20 protein-coding genes are annotated in these 22745 nt (G+C 56.1%); 9 read left to right on the forward strand and 11 right to left on the reverse strand.

Features of this window, described 5'->3' with window-relative positions:
* Positions 1-57 precede the first annotated feature (57 nt).
* The 4 genes from AC2FLB_RS12180 to AC2FLB_RS12195 all read right to left on the reverse strand — a co-directional run bounded on the left by AC2FLB_RS12180 (position 58) and on the right by AC2FLB_RS12195 (position 4047).
* Positions 58-1365 carry an HlyC/CorC family transporter gene (locus AC2FLB_RS12180; RefSeq protein ID WP_142634257.1) on the reverse strand — a complete coding sequence of 436 codons (1308 nt, stop codon included), beginning with the start codon at positions 1363-1365 and terminating at the stop codon, positions 58-60.
* Between the two features lie 63 nt (positions 1366-1428).
* Complete coding sequence (locus tag AC2FLB_RS12185) at positions 1429-2382, reverse strand: site-specific tyrosine recombinase XerD (protein WP_496709335.1); 954 nt, start codon at positions 2380-2382, stop codon at positions 1429-1431.
* 2 nt (positions 2383-2384) lie between these two features.
* The gene (locus tag AC2FLB_RS12190) at positions 2385-3908 is read right to left on the reverse strand and encodes a hypothetical protein (protein WP_496709336.1); all 1524 of its coding nucleotides are present in this window, start codon (positions 3906-3908) and stop codon (positions 2385-2387) included.
* A complete protein-coding gene (locus tag AC2FLB_RS12195) occupies positions 3898-4047 on the reverse strand; it encodes a hypothetical protein (protein WP_185956616.1) in 150 nt (49 codons plus the stop codon). Before AC2FLB_RS12195 ends, AC2FLB_RS12190 begins: the two co-directional genes overlap by 11 nt.
* 79 nt (positions 4048-4126) lie before the next feature.
* Between AC2FLB_RS12195 and AC2FLB_RS12200 the strand changes: the two genes are divergently transcribed.
* Together AC2FLB_RS12200 and aroB are read left to right on the forward strand one after the other, a co-directional pair.
* Positions 4127-4714 carry a shikimate kinase gene (locus tag AC2FLB_RS12200; protein ID WP_281972216.1) on the forward strand — a complete coding sequence of 196 codons (588 nt, stop codon included), beginning with the start codon at positions 4127-4129 and terminating at the stop codon, positions 4712-4714.
* Positions 4715-5821 (forward strand): 3-dehydroquinate synthase, encoded by a 1107-nt coding sequence (gene aroB, locus AC2FLB_RS12205; RefSeq protein WP_496700172.1) that lies wholly within the window; start codon positions 4715-4717, stop codon positions 5819-5821. It begins immediately after the preceding gene.
* On the opposite strand, the gene AC2FLB_RS12210 is transcribed toward aroB, so the two are convergent.
* Together AC2FLB_RS12210 and ssb are read right to left on the reverse strand one after the other, a co-directional pair.
* Positions 5822-6892, reverse strand: a complete 1071-nt coding sequence (locus tag AC2FLB_RS12210; protein ID WP_496700173.1) for a site-2 protease family protein — start codon at positions 6890-6892, stop codon at positions 5822-5824.
* 18 nt (positions 6893-6910) lie between these two features.
* Positions 6911-7408 (reverse strand): single-stranded DNA-binding protein, encoded by a 498-nt coding sequence (ssb, locus tag AC2FLB_RS12215; RefSeq protein WP_142634245.1) that lies wholly within the window; start codon positions 7406-7408, stop codon positions 6911-6913.
* 207 nt (positions 7409-7615) lie between these two features.
* Here ssb and AC2FLB_RS12220 point away from each other — a divergent pair, with 207 nt between their 5' ends.
* The gene (locus AC2FLB_RS12220) at positions 7616-8194 is read left to right on the forward strand and encodes a lytic transglycosylase domain-containing protein (protein ID WP_271946701.1); all 579 of its coding nucleotides are present in this window, start codon (positions 7616-7618) and stop codon (positions 8192-8194) included.
* 141 nt (positions 8195-8335) lie between these two features.
* Here AC2FLB_RS12220 and AC2FLB_RS12225 read toward each other — a convergent pair whose 3' ends face one another.
* The 5 genes from AC2FLB_RS12225 to miaA form a co-directional block, all read right to left on the reverse strand.
* Positions 8336-10423: a dipeptide ABC transporter ATP-binding protein gene (locus AC2FLB_RS12225; protein ID WP_496709337.1), complete on the reverse strand. Its 2088-nt coding sequence runs from the start codon at positions 10421-10423 to the stop codon at positions 8336-8338.
* Positions 10424-10515: 92 nt separating this feature from the next.
* Positions 10516-11979 carry an ABC transporter permease gene (locus AC2FLB_RS12230; protein ID WP_142634239.1) on the reverse strand — a complete coding sequence of 488 codons (1464 nt, stop codon included), beginning with the start codon at positions 11977-11979 and terminating at the stop codon, positions 10516-10518.
* Between the two features lie 13 nt (positions 11980-11992).
* Entirely contained in the window at positions 11993-13039 is a 1047-nt protein-coding gene (locus AC2FLB_RS12235; RefSeq protein ID WP_142634237.1) for an ABC transporter permease, read from the reverse strand.
* A 117-nt stretch (positions 13040-13156) separates the two neighbouring features.
* Positions 13157-14827, reverse strand: coding sequence for an ABC transporter substrate-binding protein (locus tag AC2FLB_RS12240; RefSeq protein ID WP_496690672.1), 1671 nt, complete (start codon positions 14825-14827; stop codon positions 13157-13159).
* A gap of 319 nt (positions 14828-15146) precedes the next feature.
* Positions 15147-16040: a tRNA (adenosine(37)-N6)-dimethylallyltransferase MiaA gene (gene miaA / locus AC2FLB_RS12245; protein ID WP_496709338.1), complete on the reverse strand. Its 894-nt coding sequence runs from the start codon at positions 16038-16040 to the stop codon at positions 15147-15149.
* Positions 16041-16135: 95 nt separating this feature from the next.
* Here miaA and pyrH point away from each other — a divergent pair, with 95 nt between their 5' ends.
* The 6 genes from pyrH (at position 16136) to AC2FLB_RS12275 (ending at position 22720) form a co-directional block, all read left to right on the forward strand.
* A complete protein-coding gene (gene pyrH, locus AC2FLB_RS12250) occupies positions 16136-16888 on the forward strand; it encodes a UMP kinase (protein WP_142634233.1) in 753 nt (250 codons plus the stop codon).
* 250 nt (positions 16889-17138) lie between these two features.
* Positions 17139-18365: an aminotransferase class V-fold PLP-dependent enzyme gene (locus AC2FLB_RS12255; RefSeq protein ID WP_496709339.1), complete on the forward strand. Its 1227-nt coding sequence runs from the start codon at positions 17139-17141 to the stop codon at positions 18363-18365.
* A gap of 48 nt (positions 18366-18413) precedes the next feature.
* Entirely contained in the window at positions 18414-19838 is a 1425-nt protein-coding gene (locus AC2FLB_RS12260; protein WP_496704773.1) for a cryptochrome/photolyase family protein, read from the forward strand.
* 69 nt (positions 19839-19907) lie between these two features.
* On the forward strand, positions 19908-21116 hold the full coding sequence (locus AC2FLB_RS12265; protein WP_496687748.1) for a class I SAM-dependent methyltransferase: 1209 nt from the start codon (positions 19908-19910) through the stop codon (positions 21114-21116).
* 16 nt (positions 21117-21132) lie between these two features.
* On the forward strand, positions 21133-21573 hold the full coding sequence (locus AC2FLB_RS12270) for a TrgA family protein (RefSeq protein WP_142634225.1): 441 nt from the start codon (positions 21133-21135) through the stop codon (positions 21571-21573).
* 28 nt (positions 21574-21601) lie between these two features.
* Positions 21602-22720, forward strand: a complete 1119-nt coding sequence (locus tag AC2FLB_RS12275) for an NUDIX domain-containing protein (RefSeq protein ID WP_496709340.1) — start codon at positions 21602-21604, stop codon at positions 22718-22720.
* Positions 22721-22745 lie beyond the last annotated feature (25 nt).

Raw genomic sequence — 22745 nt, forward strand, 5'->3', positions numbered from 1 at the left:
AATCGCAGAACCAGGGATACTGTTCCGTTCACGACAAAGGCTGTCGCAGCGAGAGGATCAGAGGGGACGGATCTTCAGCTCTGTGATCCTGTTGCCTTCGCGCGCGACGACTTCGAATCTGAAACCGTGGAACGAGAATACCTGACCCGTGATCGGGATCATCTGCGCTTCGTGGATGACCAGACCGGCCACGGTATTGGCCTCTTCGTCGGGCAAAGACCATTCCATCGCGCGGTTTACATCGCGGATCGTCATGGCGCCTTCAACAAGGTACTGGCCGTCTTCGGTTCGCGTTACCGGGACGTCCTCATCAATGTCAAACTCATCAGCAATCTCGCCGACGATTTCTTCGAGGATATCTTCAAGCGTGATTAGACCCCTGAGTGAACCATATTCGTCGACCACCAGCGCAAAATGGCTATGCATCCGCAGGAATTCCCGCATCTGATCGTCCAGAGTGGTCGTTTCAGGCACAAAATAAGGGGCGTTCGCTACCTTTGAGACATCGAACTCTTTCAGTCGGTTGTTTTCACGTTCGCTGCTTCCTGCATGAGCATACATAGCGCGGAACAGGTCTTTGGCGTGAACAACCCCAACGATGTTTTCTGGTTCGTCCCTAAAGACAGGCAGGCGTGTATGGGGGCTTTCAAGGCATTGTTTCAGGATCGCCTCGGGAGCGTCATCCGCATCAACCATCTCGATATTCGAACGATGGAGCATGATCTCTTCAACCGCACGTTCACCCAGATCCAAGGCGCCCAGAATACGGTCACGGTCTTCCTTCTCGACCACGCCTTCGGAATGGCCCAGATGCAGGGCCCCAACGATTTCGTCGCGCACGGCCAGAATGTTGCTGTCCGGGTCGATCTGTACACCGAACAGGCGTAAAACTCCCCGTACCAATAGGCGTACGGCCGAAACGACCGGTGAGAATAAGGTGACAACCACGCTGATGATCGGAGCAACGGCGGATGCCGCTTTTTCCGAATTGGTTATGGCATAGGTCTTGGGCAAAACTTCAGCAAAGATCAGAACCAGCAAGGTCATGACCAGGGTTGCCAATGCTACGCCGCTTTCGCCAAAGAGGCGCGTGAACATCGCTGTGGCCAACGAGGCCGCAAGAATGTTGACCAGGTTGTTGCCCAGCAAAACCGATCCGATCAGCCGTTCGTTATCGTCGGTGATGTCCAGAGCCTTCTGCGCCCCGCGCGACCCTTTGTCCGCCTGCGCCCGCAGCTTGCCGCGTGACGAGGCCGTCAGAGCCGTTTCAGAACCCGAGAAAAACCCCGATAAGAAGAGCAATAGCAATATGGCACCGGACGTAAGCCAGAATGTGCCGTCGATCAGAGAAGTTGAGGGTTCCATCGGTCCTTAGCTGCTTGTGTTTCTGCGTCTGTTATGGGGGCGCGGCTTGACTGGATCAAGGAGTTAGCCCTTTTCAACTGGATCTTTAGCTAATGGGTGATGCTGCAACACCAGCTCAGCCAGCCGTTCTTCCAGGACATGAGTATAGATTTCTGTGGTCGCCACATCCGCGTGACCAAGCAATGTTTGGATCGATCGCAAATCGGCACCGTTGGCAAGAAGATGTGTCGCAAAAGCGTGACGCAAGGTGTGCGGTGTAACCTTTTTGGGCGAGACCCCACCGTGAACCGCCAGTTCCTTGATCAGATGATAGAACATATGCCGAGTCAGATGCCCGGCCTTGCCACGTGAGGGAAAAAGAAATCGGGAACTCTGCCCACCCTTTGTAACACGCTTTTCCTCAGTCTCATCCCGAGCCGCCAACCATGCCGAAAGCGCCTGTCGAGCCGGAGGGGACAGTGGAACCATCCGCTCTTTGCCGCCTTTTCCCAATACCAAGAGCATCCTTGGATCGCCGCGCGCCGATGACACCGGCAACGATACCAGTTCAGTGACACGCATCCCGGTGGCATACAGGATTTCCATCAGGCAGGTATTGCGCAGCTTTTCGATGTCGTTTCGCCCGCTTTCGCGCGCAGCAACCAATAACCGGTCCACCTCGGATACATCCAGAGTTTTCGGCAGCCGCTTTGGCCGTCCTGGGCCTTTGATCTTGATCGCGGGGTTTGTCGAACGCCAGCCTTCCTCGAATGCGAACCGATAAATCTGTTTTATGGCAGACAAACGGCGGGCGCGGGTGGATTGAGCCAATCCCTGTGCGTCGCAACTGATCAGGTAATCCTCAACCTGCTTGGCGTCGGCCTCGGCAAACCCAATTTTCCGGCGCCGCAGCCAGGCCGCAAAATCCTTGAGATCGCGGCCATAGGCAACAAGCGTATTTTGGGCAGCGCCTAACTCGGCGGCCTGTGCTTCCAGAAAGGTCGAAATCCAGATTTCGTCAGAGCCCGGAGACGTCATGATCACTTGCCCTGCAGGATCAGCAGGTTCAGCGCGGCGCGGCGCGCGGTATCTTCTAGACCGACCCGGCGCAGGGTTGCCGTGGCTGCTGTCAGGTCGACCAGATTTCCCCGCGATCCATGGGCAAACAGGACCATCGTCTCCAGAAGCGCCTCACCGAGGCGGCCTTCGTCCAGCATGTTGCTGATATCGGTTGGCACCGGCGCCGCCCATGCAAACCCCTCTGCGATGGCATCCGCCAGCGGCGAAGGGGAGGGCGCGCGCCCCGGATCACCCTGAGCCAGCGCAGCCAGAAACTGACTTTCTTCAGAATTGTCCGGAGCCGACAACGCCGCTGTTTCATATAGATCTGACAGCAACAGAATGCGCCACCGCAGATCCTCGGCCGCGGGTTTCTGTAGTTTGACCTGAGAGAGGCGCCCGGCGAAAAGTTCAGCGAATGGCACTTCCAGACCGATATTGCGCATCTGGTTCCAAACCACCGGCAGAGCTTTGGCGATCTTTGCCGAATTGCCAGAATCCAGTGCTTTTTCGAACCGCTGTATCGACGATACCCGGTCCCATACGGCTCCAGACGCAGCCGGAGACCGTTCTGTATAGAGCCCCAGCAGTTGATTTGGCGTAAGCGCCCCAACGCGGGTCAACCGTTCTGCGGCTTCGACCTGAGCCTTCCAGCCCGCAACATCCCGCAGATCCGCATTTGCGAAGACGCGAGGCAAAGCAGCCGAGGGCAAACGTTCGCCAATAGCTTCGAACAAGCGGAACATCAGGGGCGACGGGTCGTCCGGTTGCGGCAGATACTCGGCATCTTCGTACAGTTCGGGGCTTAGAAACCTGTCCAGAACCTCCAGCTCTTGTGGTGCCAGAACCTGTAGGGCATGGGCTGCCTCAAGCGTGAGAGCGGCCGAGTCCCAATCCCCACGCCGGGCCTTGCAGAAAATCTGAGCGGCATAGTCCCGTGACAAATGCGGCTGAGCAATCAGCGCCGTGCAACTGCGATCTTCATCCCCGGTCAGAAGGGTGGCGTCGAACCAGCGTTGAAACCGGTCAAGACTGTTCGTCGGGCCTGCCAGCTGTACCAATGATTGCGTGGGGTCCGCAGCGCCAAGATGCATGAGGCGGTCGAGCCGCGCCAAAAGCAAAATCTCTTCCCCTTTACTGGACGTCGGTGCCCGAGCTTCGGTTAAAAGCAACGTGAACAGCAAACGCTGCATTGCAGGGTTGTACTTGACCGGGACGCTTTCGATCAGTTCGGACAAGCGTTGGGGATCGCTGTTCTGCCACATGTCGACAGGCAATCCTGTGACAGTCGAAGCAACCAGGCCCAGGGGTTGTGACAATGCCTGAAGCGGGGTCACAAGAACATCGGGCTGACCGCCGGGCTGCGCCACGGGTGGCTCAAGCAAAACCGTCCCCGGAAGGTTTTCCGGAGGATTGGCCAGCCATTCAATAACAGAAAGGGGTTCCTGCTGCGCCTGCGCTGTTCCTGCAAGAAACAGTGCAACCACCGCCACTTTATTCGACATTCAGTATTACCGGCTCCCTGACCTCGCTTTGCGGCGCAGAGAAATCTGCACCAAAAAACTCACCCAGGTAGACATATCCCACCAGCCCGATGAAACACAGGCAAATCAGATATATCAGGAACTTGATCAGACGGCCCATGGTCAAACGCTGCCTCAATTTTCTCTTTTGACCAAGTTATAACTGGCATTTTTCCTAAGATCACGTCATTCACGATGAAATGAGCGAAATTAAGCATAACACCCATGCGGCATCTGCCGTTTCGGACTATACACTGCACAAAACAGTGGTGCTTGTAGGTATGATGGGGGCCGGAAAGACCGCCGTAGGCCGCGCTTTGGCCGCTCGGTTACGGGTTCCTTTCCTCGATAGCGATGCCGAAATCGAATCAGCGGCCAACATGACCATCCCCGAGATATTCGAGCGTGATGGCGAAGCCTTTTTTCGCAGCAAGGAAAGCCAGGTCATCGGGCGGCTTTTGGTCGAGGAAAAAGGTATCCTTTCTACCGGCGGCGGTGCCTTTATGACCGAACAAAACCGCGACATGATCACTCAACGCGGGGTGTCCGTTTGGTTGCGCGCCGATTTGGGTGTGTTGTGGAACCGCGTTCGTCACAAGGATACGCGCCCGCTTTTGCGCACCGAAAACCCGTTTGCGACCCTTCGTGCATTGTACGATCAGCGTGTTCCGATCTATGAACGCGCCGATCTGGCGGTTTCGTCCGACGGGGATGTCTCGATTGAAGATATGGTAGAGCGTGTCGTCAAAGCTCTGATGACGCGACCTGATGTTTTGGAACGGAATTAGATGCACCAAACCGTACATGTTGAGCTTGGGGATCGGTCCTATGATGTCGAGATCGGCCCCGATCTGCTTACGCAGGCCGGTCAGCGCATAGCGCCTTTGCTGCCGCGACCCAAAGTAGCGGTTCTAACCGATGAAAACGTGGCGAGCCTGCATCTTGACGCGTTGCGGGATGGGTTGGCAAGCGCAGGGATCGAAATGTCCGCATTGGCGCTGCCCGCGGGCGAAGCGACCAAAAGCTGGCCGCATTTTGAGCGTGCGGTCGAATGGCTGTTGGCCGAGAAAATCGAGCGGCGTGACGTGGTGGTTGCGTTCGGAGGTGGGGTTATAGGTGATCTCGCCGGATTTGCCGCGGCCGTTTTGCGCCGGGGCGTACGGTTTGTTCAGATACCAACTTCGCTGCTTGCGCAGGTCGACAGTTCGGTCGGCGGCAAAACCGGGATCAACGCACCGCAGGGCAAGAACCTGATTGGCGCATTTCATCAACCCTCACTGGTGCTGGCGGATACTTCGGTTCTGGGCACAATGACCGACAGGGATTTCCTGTCCGGTTATGGTGAGGTCGTAAAATACGGGCTGTTGGGGGATGCGGCATTCTTTGAATGGCTCGAGGGCCATGGCCCCGATGTCTCGGGCGGGGATATGGCCGCGCGGGTTCGGGCCGTCACCCGATCCGTTCAGATGAAAGCCGACATCGTCGCTCGTGATGAGACCGAGCAAGGGGATCGCGCCCTGCTGAATCTCGGGCATACGTTCTGTCATGCGCTTGAGGCTGCTACCGGGTATTCTGATCGTTTGCTGCATGGAGAAGGCGTTGCGATTGGATGCGCACTGGCATTCGAACTGTCGGCGCGACTTGGATTATGTTCGCAAGAGGACCCAAGCCGGGTTCGGGCACATCTGCGTGCGATGGGCATGAAAACCGACATTTCCGATATCCACGGGGATTTGCCCGACGCCGAAGCGCTGGTCGAGCTGATGGCGCAAGACAAGAAGGTTATCGATGGCCAACTGCGTTTCATTCTGGCCCGAGGCATCGGGCAGGCATTTGTCACGTCGGATGTTCCGCGGGATGCGGTTTTGAGTGTCCTCAAGGACGCGCTGGGTTGATCAACGCCCGCGAATGATCATTAACTCGCCAATATTTTCACGGGTAATATAGCCGACCATTTGATCTGACCGCGTGCAGACGGCAACTGCGGGGGCACCCCCGTGGAACTGTTTCAGAACCGCTTCCAACCCGCTGCTCAGGGTCACTGTCGGGATATCCTCAACCATGATTGAACTGGCCAATTCTGACCGGGGAATATCTTTGGCGAGAGCAGCAAACAGCCGGTCGCGCGTGACAAAGCCCTGCAGTTTCCCTGTTGCATCCAGCAATGGAAATTCATGCTGAGTGGTGTGAATAACTGCTTGAGCGGCGGTCGCAAGCGTGTCGGTTGGCGATAGGGCGTGAAACTCGGTGATCATGGCGTCGCGGGCCAGAACCTGACGCGCCACTGATCGCATTGCGACGTCCTGGCTTTCTGCATTGGCGGCAACGAATACAAAAACCGCGATCAGAACCAACAACGGATTGCCTGTGCTTAGCCCCAGAAACCCCAATCCTACCGCCACTATCTGACCGGCAAATGCGGCAATGCGCGTGGCCTTGACCCGATCCATCCTCAGGCAGAGCAGTGCGCGAAAAACGCGTCCACCATCCATCGGGAATGCGGGGATGAGATTAAAGGCAGCCAGAAGAAGGTTCACATAGGCGAGGCGGTTCAAAAGCCCGGTCTCGGGTGAATCAATATTGGCGAGTGTTTCAAATGGCATTCCTGCGCCCAAAAAGACGAGGGTGATCCAGATGACGACGTTTACCGCAGGACCGGCCAAAGCCACCGATACCTCTTGCATGGGGTTCTCTGGCATCCGTTCCAATCGGGCAAGACCGCCGATCGGCAATAAAGTAATGTCCGGAGTTTTTATGCCATAGCGCCGCGCCATCAGCGCATGACCAAACTCATGCGCGACCACACATGCAAAAAGGGCAAGCACGAAAATCAGGTTCCCGATCGCGGCCTGCATCCCTCCGGTAGAATAGGCAGCGAATCCAACCCATGCCAACAAGAGGAAAAAAGTGACATGGACCTTCAGTTCCGACCCCAATAGTCGGCCGAGCGAGAAGGACCATGTCATGATGTGTCTCCGGTGTGCCTAGAACGGAATCTCGTCGTCGTCTATTCCACCAGATGCGGGTGCCGGGGCGCTGGATTGTCCGCCATAGGGGTCACCATAGCCACCACCTGCCTGGCCGCCACCGTAACCGCCGGATTGACCACCGCCACCGCCGCCGCCTTCTCCACGCGCATCCAGCAAAGTCAGCTCGCCGCGATAGGGGCGCAAAACCACCTCAGTGCTATAGCGGTCCTGACCGGACTGATCCTGCCACTTGCGGGTTTCCAGCTGACCTTCGATATAAACTTTGCTGCCCTTGCGCAGATATTGCTCGGCAATGCGGGCCAATGGTTCTGAAAAAATCGCGACCGAGTGCCATTCTGTCCGCTCGCGGCGTTCGCCGGTGTTGCGGTCTTTCCAGGTCTCGGAAGTGGCGATGCGCAGATTGCAAACCTTGCCACCGTTCTGGAACGACCGTACCTCGGGATCGCGCCCCAGATTTCCTACCAGAATGACCTTGTTGACAGAACCCGCCATGTATTTCCCCGTTCTTAACTGACTTGAGTGCGCCCGAATCTGGCGCTGTGTATTTCTGAGACCCTATACGCCCTGAACCATGGTTGGAACATGGATCATGAGAAATGAACTGGTCGGGAGTTTGCACAGAGAAAATTTACCATGCTTTCATTATTGGCTGAAATACATATACTCACTCGGGTTCGTGACAGTGCGGGACAGGCATTAATGCGTTTCAGATTTGGTTTTTTATCGGTTCTTTGCTTTGCGTTGACCTGTGGACTCGCTGCGGCGGATACGCTGTCTACCAAAAGCCGTAAGGACATCTTTCTGAAGCAATCCAAATATTTGGACGGCCGTGCGGCCACCCAGTACCGCGATTCAGATCGGTTGAAACCTAAGACGCCTCAACCACAATTCAGTAAACGATATTCCGGCAACTATCGGGGTGAGTACCTGACGATGGCGCGGCAAGCGGCTCGTAAACACGATGTTCCCGAAGAGCTGTTCCTGCGCCTTGTTCAGCAGGAAAGTGGATGGAATCCGCATGCCGTGTCACATAAAGGCGCGTTGGGTCTGGCCCAGTTGATGCCCGGGACCGCGCAATTATTGGGCGTGAACCCGCGCGACCCGAAACAGAATCTTGAAGGTGGGGCCCGGTATCTGTCCTGGCAATACCGCAAGTTCAAATCCTGGCGGCTTGCGCTGGCCGCCTATAATGCCGGACCTCAGGCTGTTGAAAAACACGGTGGCGTACCACCCTACAAGGAAACCCAGAATTACGTGAAGGTGATTTGGGGCGGTTAGGCCGCCCGATGAATTGCCGGATCAACAGGTGATGCGGCTTGGCCAAATCAGCGCGTTCAGTGACAGGCTGCTTGCGGTCGTGTCGCTTAACTAGGGTGCCGGAACCACCTCACCGACGCCCTTGTTGCGTACCCAATCCCATTACTCAGCGGCGATTTTTATGACGGGTTCCATACGTGCCAGGATGTCGTCTGCCAGATGGCATTTGACCTGATGACCGTCTGCCAGGGTTTTCACGGGTGGGACATCTCTTTCGCAAAGACCGTTGGGGACTTCGGATTTCCAGCGACAGCGGGTCTGAAACGGACAGCCAGGAGGCGGGTTCATCGCTGATGGGATGTCGCCTTCCAAGACGATGTGCTGCTTCTCGACCGATGTATCGGCGATGGGGACCGCGCTCAGCAGGGCTTCTGTATAGGGATGATAGGGCGGCGCAAACACCTGATCAGTGGTGCCTAGTTCGACCACATGGCCCAGATACATCACCATCACCCGGTCGCTGAGATAGCGTACGATCGACAGGTCGTGGCTGATGAACAGCAGTGTGGTTTTGTGCTCGCGTTGGATCTCCATCAGCAGGTCGGTTACCGCCGCCTGCACCGATACATCCAGCGCCGAGACCGGCTCATCCGCCACCACGATCCGTGCATCCCCGGCAAAGGCGCGGGCGATGCCGACACGCTGTTTCTGACCACCCGAAAGCTGTCGCGGCATCCGCTCGGCAAAGGCGCGGGGCAGTTTCACCAAGTCCAACAGTTCGAGCATCCGCTTCTTGCGCTCGGCCTCGGACTTACCGACGCCAAAGATTTCCAGAGCGCGGATGATCTGACGGCCCACGGTCATCGAAGGATTCAATGTGTCGAATGGATTCTGGAACACCATCTGAACCTCGCCCACCGTCTTGGCGTCGCGCTCTTCGATGGGCACGTCATCGATATTGCGGTTGTCCAGCAGGATCTGCCCGTCCGTGGCCGTCTCCAACCCCATAAGAACTTTGGCAAAGGTGGATTTGCCGCAGCCGGATTCGCCCACAATGGCGAGTGTCTCGGATTCATGCGCCTCAAAGCTCAGAGTTTCGTTGGCTTTGACTACCTTCGCTTCGCCGCCGCCGAACAGTGCATTTGCCGCAACCTCATAGTATTTCTTGAGATTTTCCATCTTCAGAACAACGCGGCCAATCTCACCTTTTTCCTTTTGCTCGGCCAGGGTGATGGGCGCGTTCCAGTCGATCTCCTGAAATTTCAGACAGCGGGTATGATGCCGGTCATTGCCTGGCACGGCCTCCATCAGAATGTTCTGCGCGTCACAGCGACCTTCCTCGAAATAGTCGCAGCGTGGGCCAAAGTTGCAGCCCGGAGGGCGCTCATGGGGCAGGGGGAAATTGCCCGGAATGGCCACCAGCGGGCGCGCGTTCTTGTCCGCACCCGGCAGTGGAATCGACCGGAAGAGCGCCTGCGTATAGGGGTGCTGCATTTCGTCGAACACATCCTTGATCGAGCCGCGCTCGACCGCTTCGCCGGAATACATCACGCACAGCCGGTCGCAGGTTTCCAGCACCAGCCCCAGATTGTGGCTGATGAACAGCATAGAGGTGCCGTATTTCTTGCCCAGATCCTTGACCAGCTCGACCACCGCGGCCTCGACGGTCACGTCAAGCGCGGTGGTGGGCTCGTCCAGGATCAGCAACGATGGCTTGGACATCAGCGCCATCGCGATCACGATGCGCTGTTGCTGGCCTCCCGACAGCTGGTGGGGGAAAGAATTCAGCATCCGTTCAGGGTCGGGCAGGCGTACATCGGTGACCACTTCCAGCGCACGGGCATAGGCCTCGTCCTTGCTGACGCCCTCGTGGATCATCGGTACTTCCATCAGCTGCCGACCGATCTTCATCGCGGGGTTCAGGCTGGCCATAGGTTCCTGATAGATCATGGCTATTTCATTGCCGCGAATATCGCGCAGCTCCTCGGCCGTCATCTCGGATAGGTCACGACCCTTGAACTTGATGGATCCGCCAACAACACGCCCGTTCTTGCCCAGATCCTGCATGACGCCCAACGCAACGGTGGATTTCCCGCACCCCGATTCCCCAACCAGCCCCACAGCTTCACCAGGCTGCACGCTGACCGAAAAATCCATCACTGCAGGGATCTCGCGCAACCGCGTGAAAAACGAAATCGACAGCTTGTCGATCTCCAATATCGGGCCCTCATAGGACGCAAGTTTGGTCATCTGTGTTGCTCCTCACCAGATCCCGGGGATTCCCTTCATCTGGCCAAAAATACCTCGGGGGTCCGGGGGCAGGGCCCCCGGCCGCTCATACATCAGTCCTTCAGACTTTCTTCGCGCAGGCCATCAGCCAACAGGTTCAACCCAAGAACCAGTGTCAACAGCGCCAGCGCAGGTGGCAGGGCAGGGTGCAGATAGATCGACAAGAGCTTGCGCCCTTCATTGATCGTCGACCCCCAATCGGGACTTTCGGGTGGTAGCCCGAGGCCAAAGAATCCCAAGGTTCCCAAAAGGATGGTCGTATAGCCAATGCGCAGACAGAAATCGACGATCAGCGGCCCGCGCGCATTGGGCAGGATTTCCCAAAGCATGATGTACCATGGACCTTCACCACGGGTTTGCGCTGCGGCAACATAATCGCGGGTTTTGATGTCCAACGCCAGGCCACGCACGATACGGAATACCGTGGGTGAGTTTACGAAAACCACCGAAACGAACACGACCAGAATGCCGCCAGGGATATTGAACAGGTCCAGATAGGTGGGCAGTCCCCAGATGTTGTAGCTGTTGGTTTCGATGATGTAGCCGTCTGTTGAAATCAGAGATAGATAGAGCCACATCGCGATGCCCAACACTCCGATCAGCAGAGGTGTGCGGAAATTGGGCCGCGTATAGAACCGCGAATTCAGCAGGACGCAAAGAAACAGGATCGGAAAGACGAACAACACAGCTGCCATATAGTTTGGCACACCGGTTGCCACGATCTCGGGCGTGACCAGCAGATAGAACAGCAGGATTACCGGGAAGGCCAGGATCAGGTTTGCCAGGAAGGACAGGAACGTGTCCAGACGTCCGCCATAAAACCCCGCAGGCAGGCCCAGAGTAATCCCGACCATGAAGGCAAATATGGTTGCCATCGGTGCGATCTGCACCACGATCCATGCCCCTTTGACCATCCGGCTGAACACATCGCGGGCCAGATTGTCCCCACCCAGTAGATACCAGGAATATGTTCCGTCCTCAGTGCTGGGCATTGGAGTTCCGGGCAACTTGTTCTTCATACCTGAAACTTGCGCCAGCGGATCATGCGTGACGATCAGGTCCAACGCACCAAAAATGCCGGTAAAGACCCAGAACATCACAAGGCCAAAACCGATCATGCCGATGGGGCTGTCAAACAGTTTGCCGTAAAGGCCCAGCTTGCGCTTGAAGGCGATCGACATTGCAAACAGGATGATCAGCGACATCCAGACAGGTAAAAACTGCCGAGAGATCGCTCCGATAATCCCGGCGCTTGTCCCCATCAAAATGCCAAGCACTACATAGGCCAGACACAGTGCAACGCAGGCGAAAAAGCTGTATCTCAGCGCGATCTGCGTAAGGCCGCGCAGGCCGGTATCTGCATTGATTGTGCCGTCGATATTCACGACGACCGGCGTTTCGGGCAACACGATGCTGCCCAAGATCCAGACGATGATTGATACCCCTAGTGCAACCAATGCGATCATCAGCAAGGGGTTCAGAATGGCGATAGAGCCGGTCCAGGTAAGTGGTTCCATGTTCTGTCCCTCCTTACGAAATTCGGATGCGTGGGTTGAGGTAGACATAGCCGATATCCGAGATCAGCTGCGTTACTAGCACCACAAAGACCGACACTACCGAAATCGCCAGCAGAAGCTGGATGTCGTTATTGCCTGCTGCCTGAACCAGCGCCCAGCCGAAACCTTTATAGTTAAACAGGGTCTCGACGATCACCACGCCGTTCAGCAGCCAGGGAAACTGCAGCATGATGACTGTGAACGGTGCGATCAGCGCGTTTCGCAGCGCGTGCTTCATAACGATATTCGGGAAGGAAACACCTTTGAGCCGCGCGGTACGGATATATTGCGCCGTCATCACCTCGGTCATCGAGGCGCGGGTCATACGAGCGATATAGCCCATCCCGTAGAGAGCAATAGTCAGTACCGGTAGGAAGAAGTTTTCAAAGGTTGGGTTCTCCATCGCCTGTGTCGCGGTGCCTTTGAACCATTTCAGGCCAACGGCGGACGAAGTGAAGATCGCGATAAAGATCACGCCCGAGACATATTCCGGGGTCGCTGTCGTCGTGATGGCGAATGTTGAAAGGGTCCGGTCGGTGGCCGATCCTTCTTTCATACCCGCAAGCACCCCAAGGATCAGCGCCGAAGGGACCATCAGCAACATAACCCAAAGCATCAACCGACCGGTCAGAGCCAACCGGGTGCCAACAACTTTCGAAACTTCCTCTTTGAAAACGGACGAGTATCCCCAGTATCCCTGCAGGATGCCACAGAAGCTTGGCGAGCTTTCTGCGGTTTCACCGGGCAGGATACATCTTCCTTGTACGCTGCCGTCTTCGTTGGTGTGCCGATAGGATGGCAGCACGCCCAACCACTCGCCGTATTTGATCGGCGTCGGCTGCAGATACCCGTTTTTCAGAAGATAGCTTTCAACCTGTTCGTCGGACATCCGAAAATTGCCCTGCGTTTTCGCAAGCTTTTCGAGGTTTGGATACAGGTTGGTGAGGAAGAAGACCAAGAATGTCAGGCACAAAGCTGTGATGAGCATGATGCCGACACGCTTTAGAATGAATAGTCCCATATTAGCCCCTGTTGGTGGCCAGTGCAGGTGTCAAAAGCCCCACACTTCGCTGTTTTTTGGTCGCCACGATACGGACGAAAAAGCCGCGCCCAATCGGCGCGGCTTGTATATGTCGGCTTAGGAAAGAATGCCGAACTTATAGATTTGTGGCAGGTCGGCGATGTGCTTTTCAACCCCAACCATATTGTCCCGGTGGTGACGCATCGCCGTCCGCCAATAGGGTTGGATGGTCACGCCTTCTTCGATCATGATCGCCTGCAGCTTGGCCATGACTTCGCGACGTTTGTCGACATCCGCGATCGAGTTTGCCTCGGCCAGAAGCGCGTCGAACTCGTCATTGGCGAAACCAGCCTCGTTCCAGGCTACGCCCGATTTGTAGGCCAGCGCCAGAACCTGCGTGCCCAGCGGGCGGTGGTTCCAGTTGGTCGACGAGAAGGCGTATTTCGTCCAGTCGTTCCAGAAGGTCGAACCCGGAAGAACTGTATGACGTGCCTTGATGCCAGCATCGTTCAACTGAGCGACCACGGCCGCGGTCGTGTTGCGGCGCCAGTCGTCGTCGATGGACTGAACCTCATGCTCGAAGTCACCCATTCCGGCCTCGTCCATCAGCGCTTTGGCCGCTGCGGGATCAAAGGGCAGGCGGGTCACAGCCGAGTCATATTCCGGGTGCATCGGGCCAACATGGCAGTTGTCGGCAGGAATGCCGTATCCTGACATGCCCAGCTCCAGGCAGACGGCGTTGTCGACGGCCATGGCCAGGGCCTGCCGCACACGTTTGTCGGCGTAGATCTTGTTGCCGTCGGCATCTTCGGCCAGCTGGTTCGGGCGGATGACGATGGTAAAGCCCGATGGGATCTCGGACCGTGTCAGACCGATGCTGTCAAAGATGTCTACGAATTCGCCGACCGACTCCCAGTTCATGTCGATCTCTTCGGCCTCATAAGCAGCCAGGAAGGCCGCAGGGTCGGTGCCGTAGTCGATGAATTCGATCCGATCGATATAGCCACCCTTGCCCGCAGCATATCCCCACCAGTCGTGCTCTTCATTGCGGACCAGTACACCCTTTACGCCCACTTCGTGGCTTTCAGGGATCATGAAGCCAGTGCCAATCGGATTGGCCAGCATATTGTTGGGATCGTGGCTGCTGTGCACGATGGCTGCCGGATAGTCGGCCATACCTGGAATGATCGTGATATCGGGCGTGTTGCAGGTCAGCTTGACCGTGTGATCATCGACCACGGTGATTGCACCTTCACCCGCTTTCTGGGTTGCCTCGTCAACCAGGGATGACATGCGCGATGCCATCGAGTTCCCCTCGACTGCCGCGTCACACCACATTTCGATGTTGCGGGCGACATCCGCTGCGGTGAAGTCATCACCATTGTTCCACTTGACGCCTTTGCGAACGTTCAGCGTGTGCTCAGTCGCGTCATCGTTGGATTCCCAGCTTTCCAGCAACATCGGCTTGAACGAACCGTCATTGTTGTATTCGACCAGATATTCCAGCCAGCCAGCCGTGAAGGTCGCAATTTGCGTCCAGTCATATGTCCGTGGATCTTTCAGGCCGCGCACTTCCATCTGATAGCGGATAGTTCCACCGCGCGGTGGCTCTTGTGCTTGTGCCGGAGACGCCAGGCCGATCATTCCATAGGCGGCGGGGACGGTAACCCCCAATGCCGTCACGCGCGCCAAAAACTCGCGGCGGCTTAGTTGCCCGTCGCGGTACTCTTGCGCGTGCATTTCCGCGGCACGATGGATCGGCGCTCCGGTAATGGTTTGGTGTTTCATTAATGTCTCTCCCTGTGACATCGATTTTGATGAAGTAGCTCTGAACCGCTCAGACCAGTTGGTGCCAGGCAGCAGGTTCGTGTGTTCTTTTTTGGATAAGCAGCATCCCCATGGCGTCATTCGGCACCAGATTTCCCATGAGGTCAATGTCGGAAATCGTCATCAACTGCACAAAAGCGACATGTTGCGGCCGAACTTTCCGTCATCGCGGATGCTTAATCTGTGCTCTAGGTAATTCGAATAGTGACCGCCAATCAGATTCGATCACTTCGAATCTGCGGTTGGTGTCCTGAAAATGGGTTTGTAACTACGTTAAGTATCACTTTGATAAATCAGCGCGAATCCAGTTTTTCATGCGTGCGCGAAACCACGTGCGCTGACGTTTGGCAAATTGACGGGTCGAGATTGTGGCACGCTCGCGCGCGTCATCCAGTGTGATACGGCCTTCAAGATAGGCTACCAACTCGGGAACGCCGATGGCCTTGAAAGACGGCAGCGAGGCGTCATACCGGTTTCGCATCGCCTCAACTTCTTCCAAAGCACCACTTTCCAGCATCAGGTCAAACCGGCGCCTGATCCGATCCAATAGCCACTCTTTGTCGACATCAAACACAATGGGCACGGCGTCTTGCGGGTTCAGAACCGGAGGAGGGGTGTCAGCTTGCCAGTCCCGCAAGCTGCGCCCGGTGGCTTGCTGAACTTCCCACGCACGTTGAACGCGGGCGCGATTCCGGGTGTCAATCCCGGCCAGGGTTTTGGCATCGACCCCATCAATCAGTGTAGCTAGGTCCAGTTGATCCGCGGCAGCCCGAACTTTGGTCGGAGTCGCCGGGATATCGGCCATACCTTCGGTCAGGGCAGAAAAATACAAACCTGTACCGCCCACAATGATGGGGCGCTTTCCGCCGGACAGCAATGGCTTGACCTCGCGCAACCAGTGGCCAGTCGAATAGTTCTGATCATAAGGCACATGACCATAAAGCAGATGCGGCGCGCGGGCTTCTTCCTCGGCGGAGGGACGCGCCGAGATCACGCGCCAGCAATCATAAACCTGGCTTGCGTCTGCATTGACGATCACGCCGCCGAACGTTTCGGCGATCTTCAGCGCCAATGCTGATTTCCCCGATGCGGTGGGCCCGGCGATCAAGACGGGTTTGTCGTCAGGAATAGGGGGAAGGCGGTCCCAAAACTGCGTCATCTTGGCATTGGCCATTCAGGTTGCCTCATTCCTCATCATCCGCATTGAACCCGCGGAGCTTTTGCTTCATTTTGCGCCGGAATTAAACCCGTGCCAGCCCGGAGCGCAACATGACCCTTTCCCCCACAACCGACACTGTCGATACAACCAAGGCGAAATACAGCCGAGTGATGCTGAAGATTTCGGGCGAGGCGCTGATGGGAGATCAGGGTTTTGGCCTGCATCCGCCCACCGTTCAGCGCATCGCGCAAGAGGTAAAGTCAGTTCACGATCTAGGGGTCGAGATTTGTATGGTCATTGGTGGTGGCAACATCTTTCGCGGTCTCAGCGGTTCAGCTCAGGGGATGGAACGGACGACGGCGGATTACATGGGTATGCTGGCTACGGTCATGAATGCGCTTGGCATGCAATCGGCGCTTGAGGAGGTTGGCGTGTTTACTCGTGTGATCTCGGCCATTCGTATGGATGAGGTTTGCGAGCCTTACATCCGCCGCCGCGCTGTGCGGCATCTGGAAAAGAAACGGGTCTGCATCTTTGCCGCTGGAACAGGGAATCCGTATTTCACCACAGATACCGCAGCGACACTGCGCGCCAATGAGATGGCTTGCGAGGCGATCTTTATGGGTAAGAACGGCGTGGACGGTGTCTATGACAAAGACCCCAAAGAACATTCGGACGCGGTGCGTTATGACTCGGTCAGCTACGATGACGTGTTGGCAAAGCGGCTGAAAGTCATGGATGCATCGGCCATTGCGCTAGCGCGCGACAATAACCTGCCTCTGATCGTATTCGGATTGGATGAGCCGGGCGGTTTCCGCGGTATCTTGGCCGGTGAGGGAACCTACACAAAAGTTCAGGGCTGACACCCGAACGGTACTCATTTTCAAGGCCGGGCATAATTGCCCGGCTTTTTCTTTGGTTCAGGGCACAGTGTTCTTGACGATGGCAAAAGCTGTGGGCAATTTGTCGGCGTACTTGCGCGGCAAAGGCGCAGGTTCTGCGGGCACCTGAACGTGTCGGCTGGGCTGGAAGACCTGCCATGATTTCTGAGGGTTCCGAAATCATGCTCGGGCACCTCTTGGATAGGCAAGCATGATCAAGGAGGCACGTGCCATGAGCACTCTGGATATCAATTTTGTTCGGTCGCAGTTCCCGGCTTTTTCCGAACCCAGCCTGCAGGGACAGGCATTTTTCGAAAATGCTGGTGGATCATATACTTGCAAGCCGGTGCTTGATCGTTTGACGCGCTATTACACCCAGCGCAAGGTACAGCCCTATGCCCCTTATGATGCCAGCCGTCTGGCCGGAGAGGAAATGGACGAGGCCCGCGCCCGAATGGCTGCGATCATGGGTGTGGATGCAGATGAACTGAGCTTTGGCCCGTCGACCACGCAGAACACCTATGTTCTGGCGCAAGCATTCCGACAGTGGATGCAGCCGGGTGATGCGATTGTCGTGACAAATCAAGATCATGAGGCCAATTCGGGGCCTTGGCGCCGTCTTGCTGATGAAGGCATAGAGGTTCGCGAATGGCAGATAGACCCCGAATCCGGGTCTCTGAACCCGCAGGATCTTGAGGACATTCTGGACGAAAAGGTGCGTCTGGTCTGTTTTCCGCATTGTTCGAACGTGGTCGGGGAAATCAATCCGGTTACCGAGATAACTGCGATTGCACATGCGGCAGGCGCGTTTGTCTGCGTCGACGGTGTCTCTTACGCGCCGCATGGATTTCCGAATGTCGGTGATCTGGGTCCGGATATCTATCTGTTTTCGGCGTATAAAACCTATGGCCCTCATCAGGGATGCATGGTGATCCGCCGGGCATTGGGTGAGCTGTTGCCCAATCAGGGGCACTATTTCAACGGCGATGTTCTTTATCAACGCTTTACCCCTGCAGGGCCGGATCACGCACAGATCGCCGCCAGTGCGGGGATGGCGGATTACGTCGATCTTTTATGCGAACATCATGACGGACCCGGAACTGGTGCTGCAGCGCGGGGGGCGTTTGTCCACGACCTGATGCGCGGGCACGAGATCGCCCTGCTACAACCGGTTCTGGATGCGGTTAAAGATCGCAATGCAGTCCGTCTGATCGGAACCTCTGATGCCTCGCGGCGTGCGCCAACGGTCGCGCTGGCGCTGAACCGAAATGCTGAATCTGTTGCTGCCAGTCTTGCATCGCATGGGGTTATGGCCGGTGGCGGAGATTTCTATGCCGTGCGTCCTTTACAGGCCATGGGTGTGGATCTGGATCAAGGTGTTTTGCGAGTCAGCTTTACGCATTACACATCGAAACGGGAAATTGATCAGCTTTTGAATGCGTTGGACGCTGTTTTGTGATCCAGTTCTGGCACTGCTGCGTAGAAAGGTAAACAATACGGAGCAGTCATGGGACCCAAGAGCCCGCCGATAATTATGTGGTTCCGACAGGATTTGCGACTGTCGGACCATCCTGCACTCAGCGCTGCTTCGGCAACGGGGCGGCCAATCATTCCGGTCTATATTTTCGACGATCTCGGGCAGGCCTTGGGTGCGGCTCCTAAATGGCGCCTCGGCAAGGGCCTTGAGGTGTTTGACCGCGCGTTGGCGCAGTTGGGAAGCCGTCTGATCTTGCGGCGCGGGGATGCGTTGGAGGTTATGCAAAACCTGATCAAGGAAACCGGATCCACCGAGGTCTATTGGTCTCGGGCTTACGATCCGGACACGATTGCCCGAGATACAAGGATCAAGACGGCTCTGACCAAACTGGGCGTACAGCCCAAATCGTTTTCCGGGCACCTGCTTTTTGAGCCCTGGACCGTCCAGACCAAGACCGGAACGCCTTTTCGCGTGTTTACACCAATGTGGCGATCGGTACAGAGACGCGAGGTTCCATTTCCACATGCGCGACCCGCCGCGCTGGCCCCGCCGAAGGAATGGCCGCATACAGATACTCTGGAGTCGTGGGGATTGGCCGCGGGAATGAACCGCGGGGCATCAGTTTGCGCCCGCTATGTACAGCCAGGGGAAGACGCAGCGTTCAAAACGCTCCATCGGTTCTTGGAACGGCTTTCAGGGTATCCCGAAGCCCGGGATCAACTGGCCGAGGATGGAACGTCGGGCATTTCCGAATATTTATCGCTGGGTGAGATTGGACCGCGTAGCGTCTGGCACGCCCTCCAGGGCGCAGAGATGTTCGGCATGTCCGGTACCGAAGCCTATTTGCGGCAGTTGGTTTGGCGTGAATTTGCCTATCATTTGATGTTCCATACGCCTCATTTGTTAAGCAACAACTGGAAACCGGAATGGGATCAGTTCCCTTGGGGCCAGAACGTCTCTAGCCCCGAGATCATTGCTTGGAAGCAGGCAAGGACAGGCATTCCCGTGGTCGATGCTGGGTTGCGACAGATGTACGTCACAGGTCGCATGCACAATCGCGCACGGATGATTGTCGCCAGTTATTTGACCAAACATCTGATGGCGCACTGGAAAATCGGTATGGGCTGGTTTTCCGATTGCCTGACCGATTGGGATCCGGCCTCAAATGCGATGGGTTGGCAATGGGTTGCTGGGTCCGGCCCAGATGCGTCCCCGTTTTTCCGTATTTTTAACCCCGAGGCGCAGCAAAAAAAATATGATCCCTATTGCGACTATGTGCGGAAATGGGTGGCCGAAGGACAATCAAACCCGCCCTCAAGCGCACTTGATTATTTTGAAGCCATTCCCTGCAAGTGGGGTCTTGATCCGTCCGCGCCATACCCAAACCCTGTTGTGGGTTTGGCCGAAGGGCGCGCGCGCGCCTTGTCGGCCTACGAGGGCCGAAAAAGCCGGTAAAGAACTGAAAACTTGCCAGAAACACAAACTCGTTTTAGCCTTCTACAACAACCGCACAGGGGAGAGCGGATGGTTCTAACTACAATCGAAGGGCAGACAGACCTGCCAAGATATTTTGCACATGTTCTGAATATGCTGAACCAGATGGAGCAGGGGCAGCTTGATATTGCCTTGCCAGACGGTCGTGTATTTCGAACCGAAGGCAAACGCCCTGGGCCTGTCGCACGGGTCGATATTCACAATCCGGACGTATTTGCACGACTTATCCGGGAGGGTGAGCTGGGGTTTTCAGACGGATATCTGGAAGGCGATTGGAGCACACCAGATCTGCGTGCCTTCATGGATCTAGTGCATCTGGGTACCGAGACCGTGTACGACGATTTCACCGGGAAATTTCTGGTACAGGCCTATGAACGCTTGCGCTTTTGGCTGCATCGAAACAACCGTCGACAGGCTAAAAAGAATATCTCTTATCATTACGATTTAGGTAATGAATTCTATGGGTTATGGCTAGATGATACCATGACCTATTCCAGTGCCTTGTTCGAAACCGGACAGGAAAGCTTGGAAAAGGCACAAACCGCTAAATACGCCAGTCTGGTTGATGAAATGGGTGCCAAACCCGGTGACCATATTCTGGAAATTGGCTGCGGATGGGGTGGTTTCGCCGAATATGCAGCAAAAGAGCGTGGCCTGCGGGTCACAGGCTTGACGATCAGCAAGGAACAGTTGAGCTTTGCCCGTCAACGCATTGAAAAAGAAGGACTTACAGATTTAGTTGATCTGAAGCTGCAGGATTATCGTGACGAACGGGGCCAATATGACGGGATCGCCTCTATTGAGATGTTCGAGGCGGTTGGTCAGAAATATTGGCCGGTCTATTTCGACACTATCCGTGATCGCTTAAAACCTGGCGCACAGGCAACCTTGCAAATCATTACCGTCGGCGATCATCGCTGGGATGTGTATAAGAATGGTGTTGATTTCATTCAGAAATATATCTTTCCGGGTGGGATGCTTCCGGCTCCGACAATTCTGCAGGAGCAGGTGGAGAATGCGGGTCTGACCGTGGTGAAGTCAAAAGAATTCGGCAAAAGCTATGATCTGACACTGCGCCGCTGGTACGAGACGTTCAATGACAAATGGGACGAGATTTCGGGAATGGGGTTTGATGAGCGTTTTCGCCGCATGTGGAATTATTATTTGACCGCTTGCGGCGCGGCCTTTGACACCGGCAACTGTGATGTGACACAGATCACCATAGCGAAACCTACTTAGTAAACGGACCTTTAGAATGCCCAGCGCCTCACGTCTTGTCGCAGCCCTTTGTCTGGCGGTGGTGGCATTTCTGGTTTCCAGCATGATCATAGCAAATGGTGAAGAAGGCAAAAGCTATGGCTACTTCACTGTCGTCAACATGGCCCTTGGGGTCGCGTGTGGTTGGAAAATCATGGGTAAGCGAACCGGCAAAGGGTGGACCGCTGCCGTCAATAACGGACTGACAGGCATTGCCTCGCTGGTGTTTTGGGGTCTTTTCGTTCAGGGCACCTATGAGATGTTCCGCTTGGCCATGCGCCACCGCTATGACGGCCCGTTCGAGGCCCTTATGGCGATATTCAAGATTGGCGTTGGCTATGGCGAACAGTTGTTAGCTCCGGAAATTCTGTGGACTTTGGCTATTGGCGCTCTTATCGCCGGTTTGGCGACGGAAGAAGCAAGCCGCCGCTGGCGCTAGCACCCAAATACCAACGCGAGATACCCTTGTGAACGATCTGTTTTTCTATGGCACGCTTCGGCATCTGCCACTGCTGCAACTGGTGCTTGGCCGTCCGCTGTCACGCTTGACTTTGTCAGAGGCCAAGCTGAAGGATCACGCGGTTTACAGCGTGCGCGACGAGGCATTTCCGATGATCCAGCCAGAACGTGGGGGCGTTGCGGATGGCCTTCTGGTTCAGGGCCTCGAACCCGAGGATTTCAAGCGACTGATTTTCTATGAAGGGGGGTTTGATTATGATCTGCAGCGGCAGCCCATTGAATTGCCCGATGGCTCTGTTGTCGAAGTCAGCGTGTTCTTTCCCGAGCCTGACCTGTGGTCGCCCGGTGAGCTATGGTCCTTGCAGGACTGGGCAGACGCGTGGGCGGATTTGACCCTAACCGCCGCGCAAGAGGTCATGGGCTATTACGGCAAGGCCGATGCCCTCAAGATCGCGCGCAGTTTTCCATCGATCCGAACCCGCGCCTGGGCCAAGCTGGCTGCACGCAAACGCGGAACCGGTGACGCGCGTGATCCGAAGAAGGATGTGATCGTACACGAGCATACCCATGCCTATATTGACTATTTCGGCATGCAGGAGGTTCAGCTTCAACACCGAAGGAATGACGGCACGATGGGGTCGGTGCTGAACCGCAACGGATTGATGCAGGGCAGTGCTGTGGTGGTTCTGCCATATGATCCGAGGCGTGATGCGGTGCTTTTGGTTGAACAATTTCGGACACCGGTTTTCCTGATCGAAGACCCCGAGCCGTGGATGTGGGAACCCGTTGCAGGCATGATTGACCCGGGTGAAACGCCGCAACAGGCAGCGCGGCGTGAGGCGATGGAAGAGGCCCAGATCAGCCTCAAGTCGCTTGAATTTGCCGGAGAGGCCTATTCGTCCAGCGGATCGTCCACCGAATACGTCTATCTTTACGTAGGGTTGGCCGATCTTGAGAAAACGATAGACGATGGCGGGCTTGCCTCGGAAGGTGAGGATATCCGCACCAAAATCATTCCCTTTGCTCAGTTCATGGATCAAGTCGACGGGCATGGGTTCAAGGATTTGCCGCTATTGTCACTGGCGCATTGGCTGGCTCGGCACAGAGACAGGCTGCGTGGGGCGTGATCGCGGCTTGTGGTTGTTGCGCAGC

This window comes from Ruegeria sp. CDSA236 (assembly GCF_059611285.1).

Bases quoted from the DNA above. Each gene is read 5' to 3' on its own strand.
- AC2FLB_RS12230 (WP_142634239.1), bottom strand. From the start codon at position 11,979: ATGGAACCACTTACCTGGACCGGCTCTATCGCCATTCTGAACCCCTTG.
- miaA (WP_496709338.1), bottom strand. From the start codon at position 16,040: ATGGCCAATGCCAAGATGACGCAGTTTTGGGACCGCCTTCCCCCTATT.
- AC2FLB_RS12260 (WP_496704773.1), top strand. From the start codon at position 18,414: ATGGGACCCAAGAGCCCGCCGATAATTATGTGGTTCCGACAGGATTTG.
- aroB (WP_496700172.1), top strand. From the start codon at position 4,715: ATGCACCAAACCGTACATGTTGAGCTTGGGGATCGGTCCTATGATGTC.
- AC2FLB_RS12200 (WP_281972216.1), top strand. From the start codon at position 4,127: ATGAGCGAAATTAAGCATAACACCCATGCGGCATCTGCCGTTTCGGAC.
- AC2FLB_RS12220 (WP_271946701.1), top strand. From the start codon at position 7,616: ATGCGTTTCAGATTTGGTTTTTTATCGGTTCTTTGCTTTGCGTTGACC.
- AC2FLB_RS12240 (WP_496690672.1), bottom strand. From the start codon at position 14,827: ATGAAACACCAAACCATTACCGGAGCGCCGATCCATCGTGCCGCGGAA.
- AC2FLB_RS12180 (WP_142634257.1), bottom strand. From the start codon at position 1,365: ATGGAACCCTCAACTTCTCTGATCGACGGCACATTCTGGCTTACGTCC.
- AC2FLB_RS12270 (WP_142634225.1), top strand. From the start codon at position 21,133: ATGCCCAGCGCCTCACGTCTTGTCGCAGCCCTTTGTCTGGCGGTGGTG.
- AC2FLB_RS12225 (WP_496709337.1), bottom strand. From the start codon at position 10,423: ATGACCAAACTTGCGTCCTATGAGGGCCCGATATTGGAGATCGACAAG.
- AC2FLB_RS12265 (WP_496687748.1), top strand. From the start codon at position 19,908: ATGGTTCTAACTACAATCGAAGGGCAGACAGACCTGCCAAGATATTTT.
- AC2FLB_RS12255 (WP_496709339.1), top strand. From the start codon at position 17,139: ATGAGCACTCTGGATATCAATTTTGTTCGGTCGCAGTTCCCGGCTTTT.
- AC2FLB_RS12190 (WP_496709336.1), bottom strand. From the start codon at position 3,908: ATGTCGAATAAAGTGGCGGTGGTTGCACTGTTTCTTGCAGGAACAGCG.
- AC2FLB_RS12235 (WP_142634237.1), bottom strand. From the start codon at position 13,039: ATGGGACTATTCATTCTAAAGCGTGTCGGCATCATGCTCATCACAGCT.
- AC2FLB_RS12185 (WP_496709335.1), bottom strand. From the start codon at position 2,382: ATGACGTCTCCGGGCTCTGACGAAATCTGGATTTCGACCTTTCTGGAA.
- pyrH (WP_142634233.1), top strand. From the start codon at position 16,136: ATGACCCTTTCCCCCACAACCGACACTGTCGATACAACCAAGGCGAAA.
- AC2FLB_RS12210 (WP_496700173.1), bottom strand. From the start codon at position 6,892: ATGACATGGTCCTTCTCGCTCGGCCGACTATTGGGGTCGGAACTGAAG.
- ssb (WP_142634245.1), bottom strand. From the start codon at position 7,408: ATGGCGGGTTCTGTCAACAAGGTCATTCTGGTAGGAAATCTGGGGCGC.
- AC2FLB_RS12195 (WP_185956616.1), bottom strand. From the start codon at position 4,047: ATGGGCCGTCTGATCAAGTTCCTGATATATCTGATTTGCCTGTGTTTC.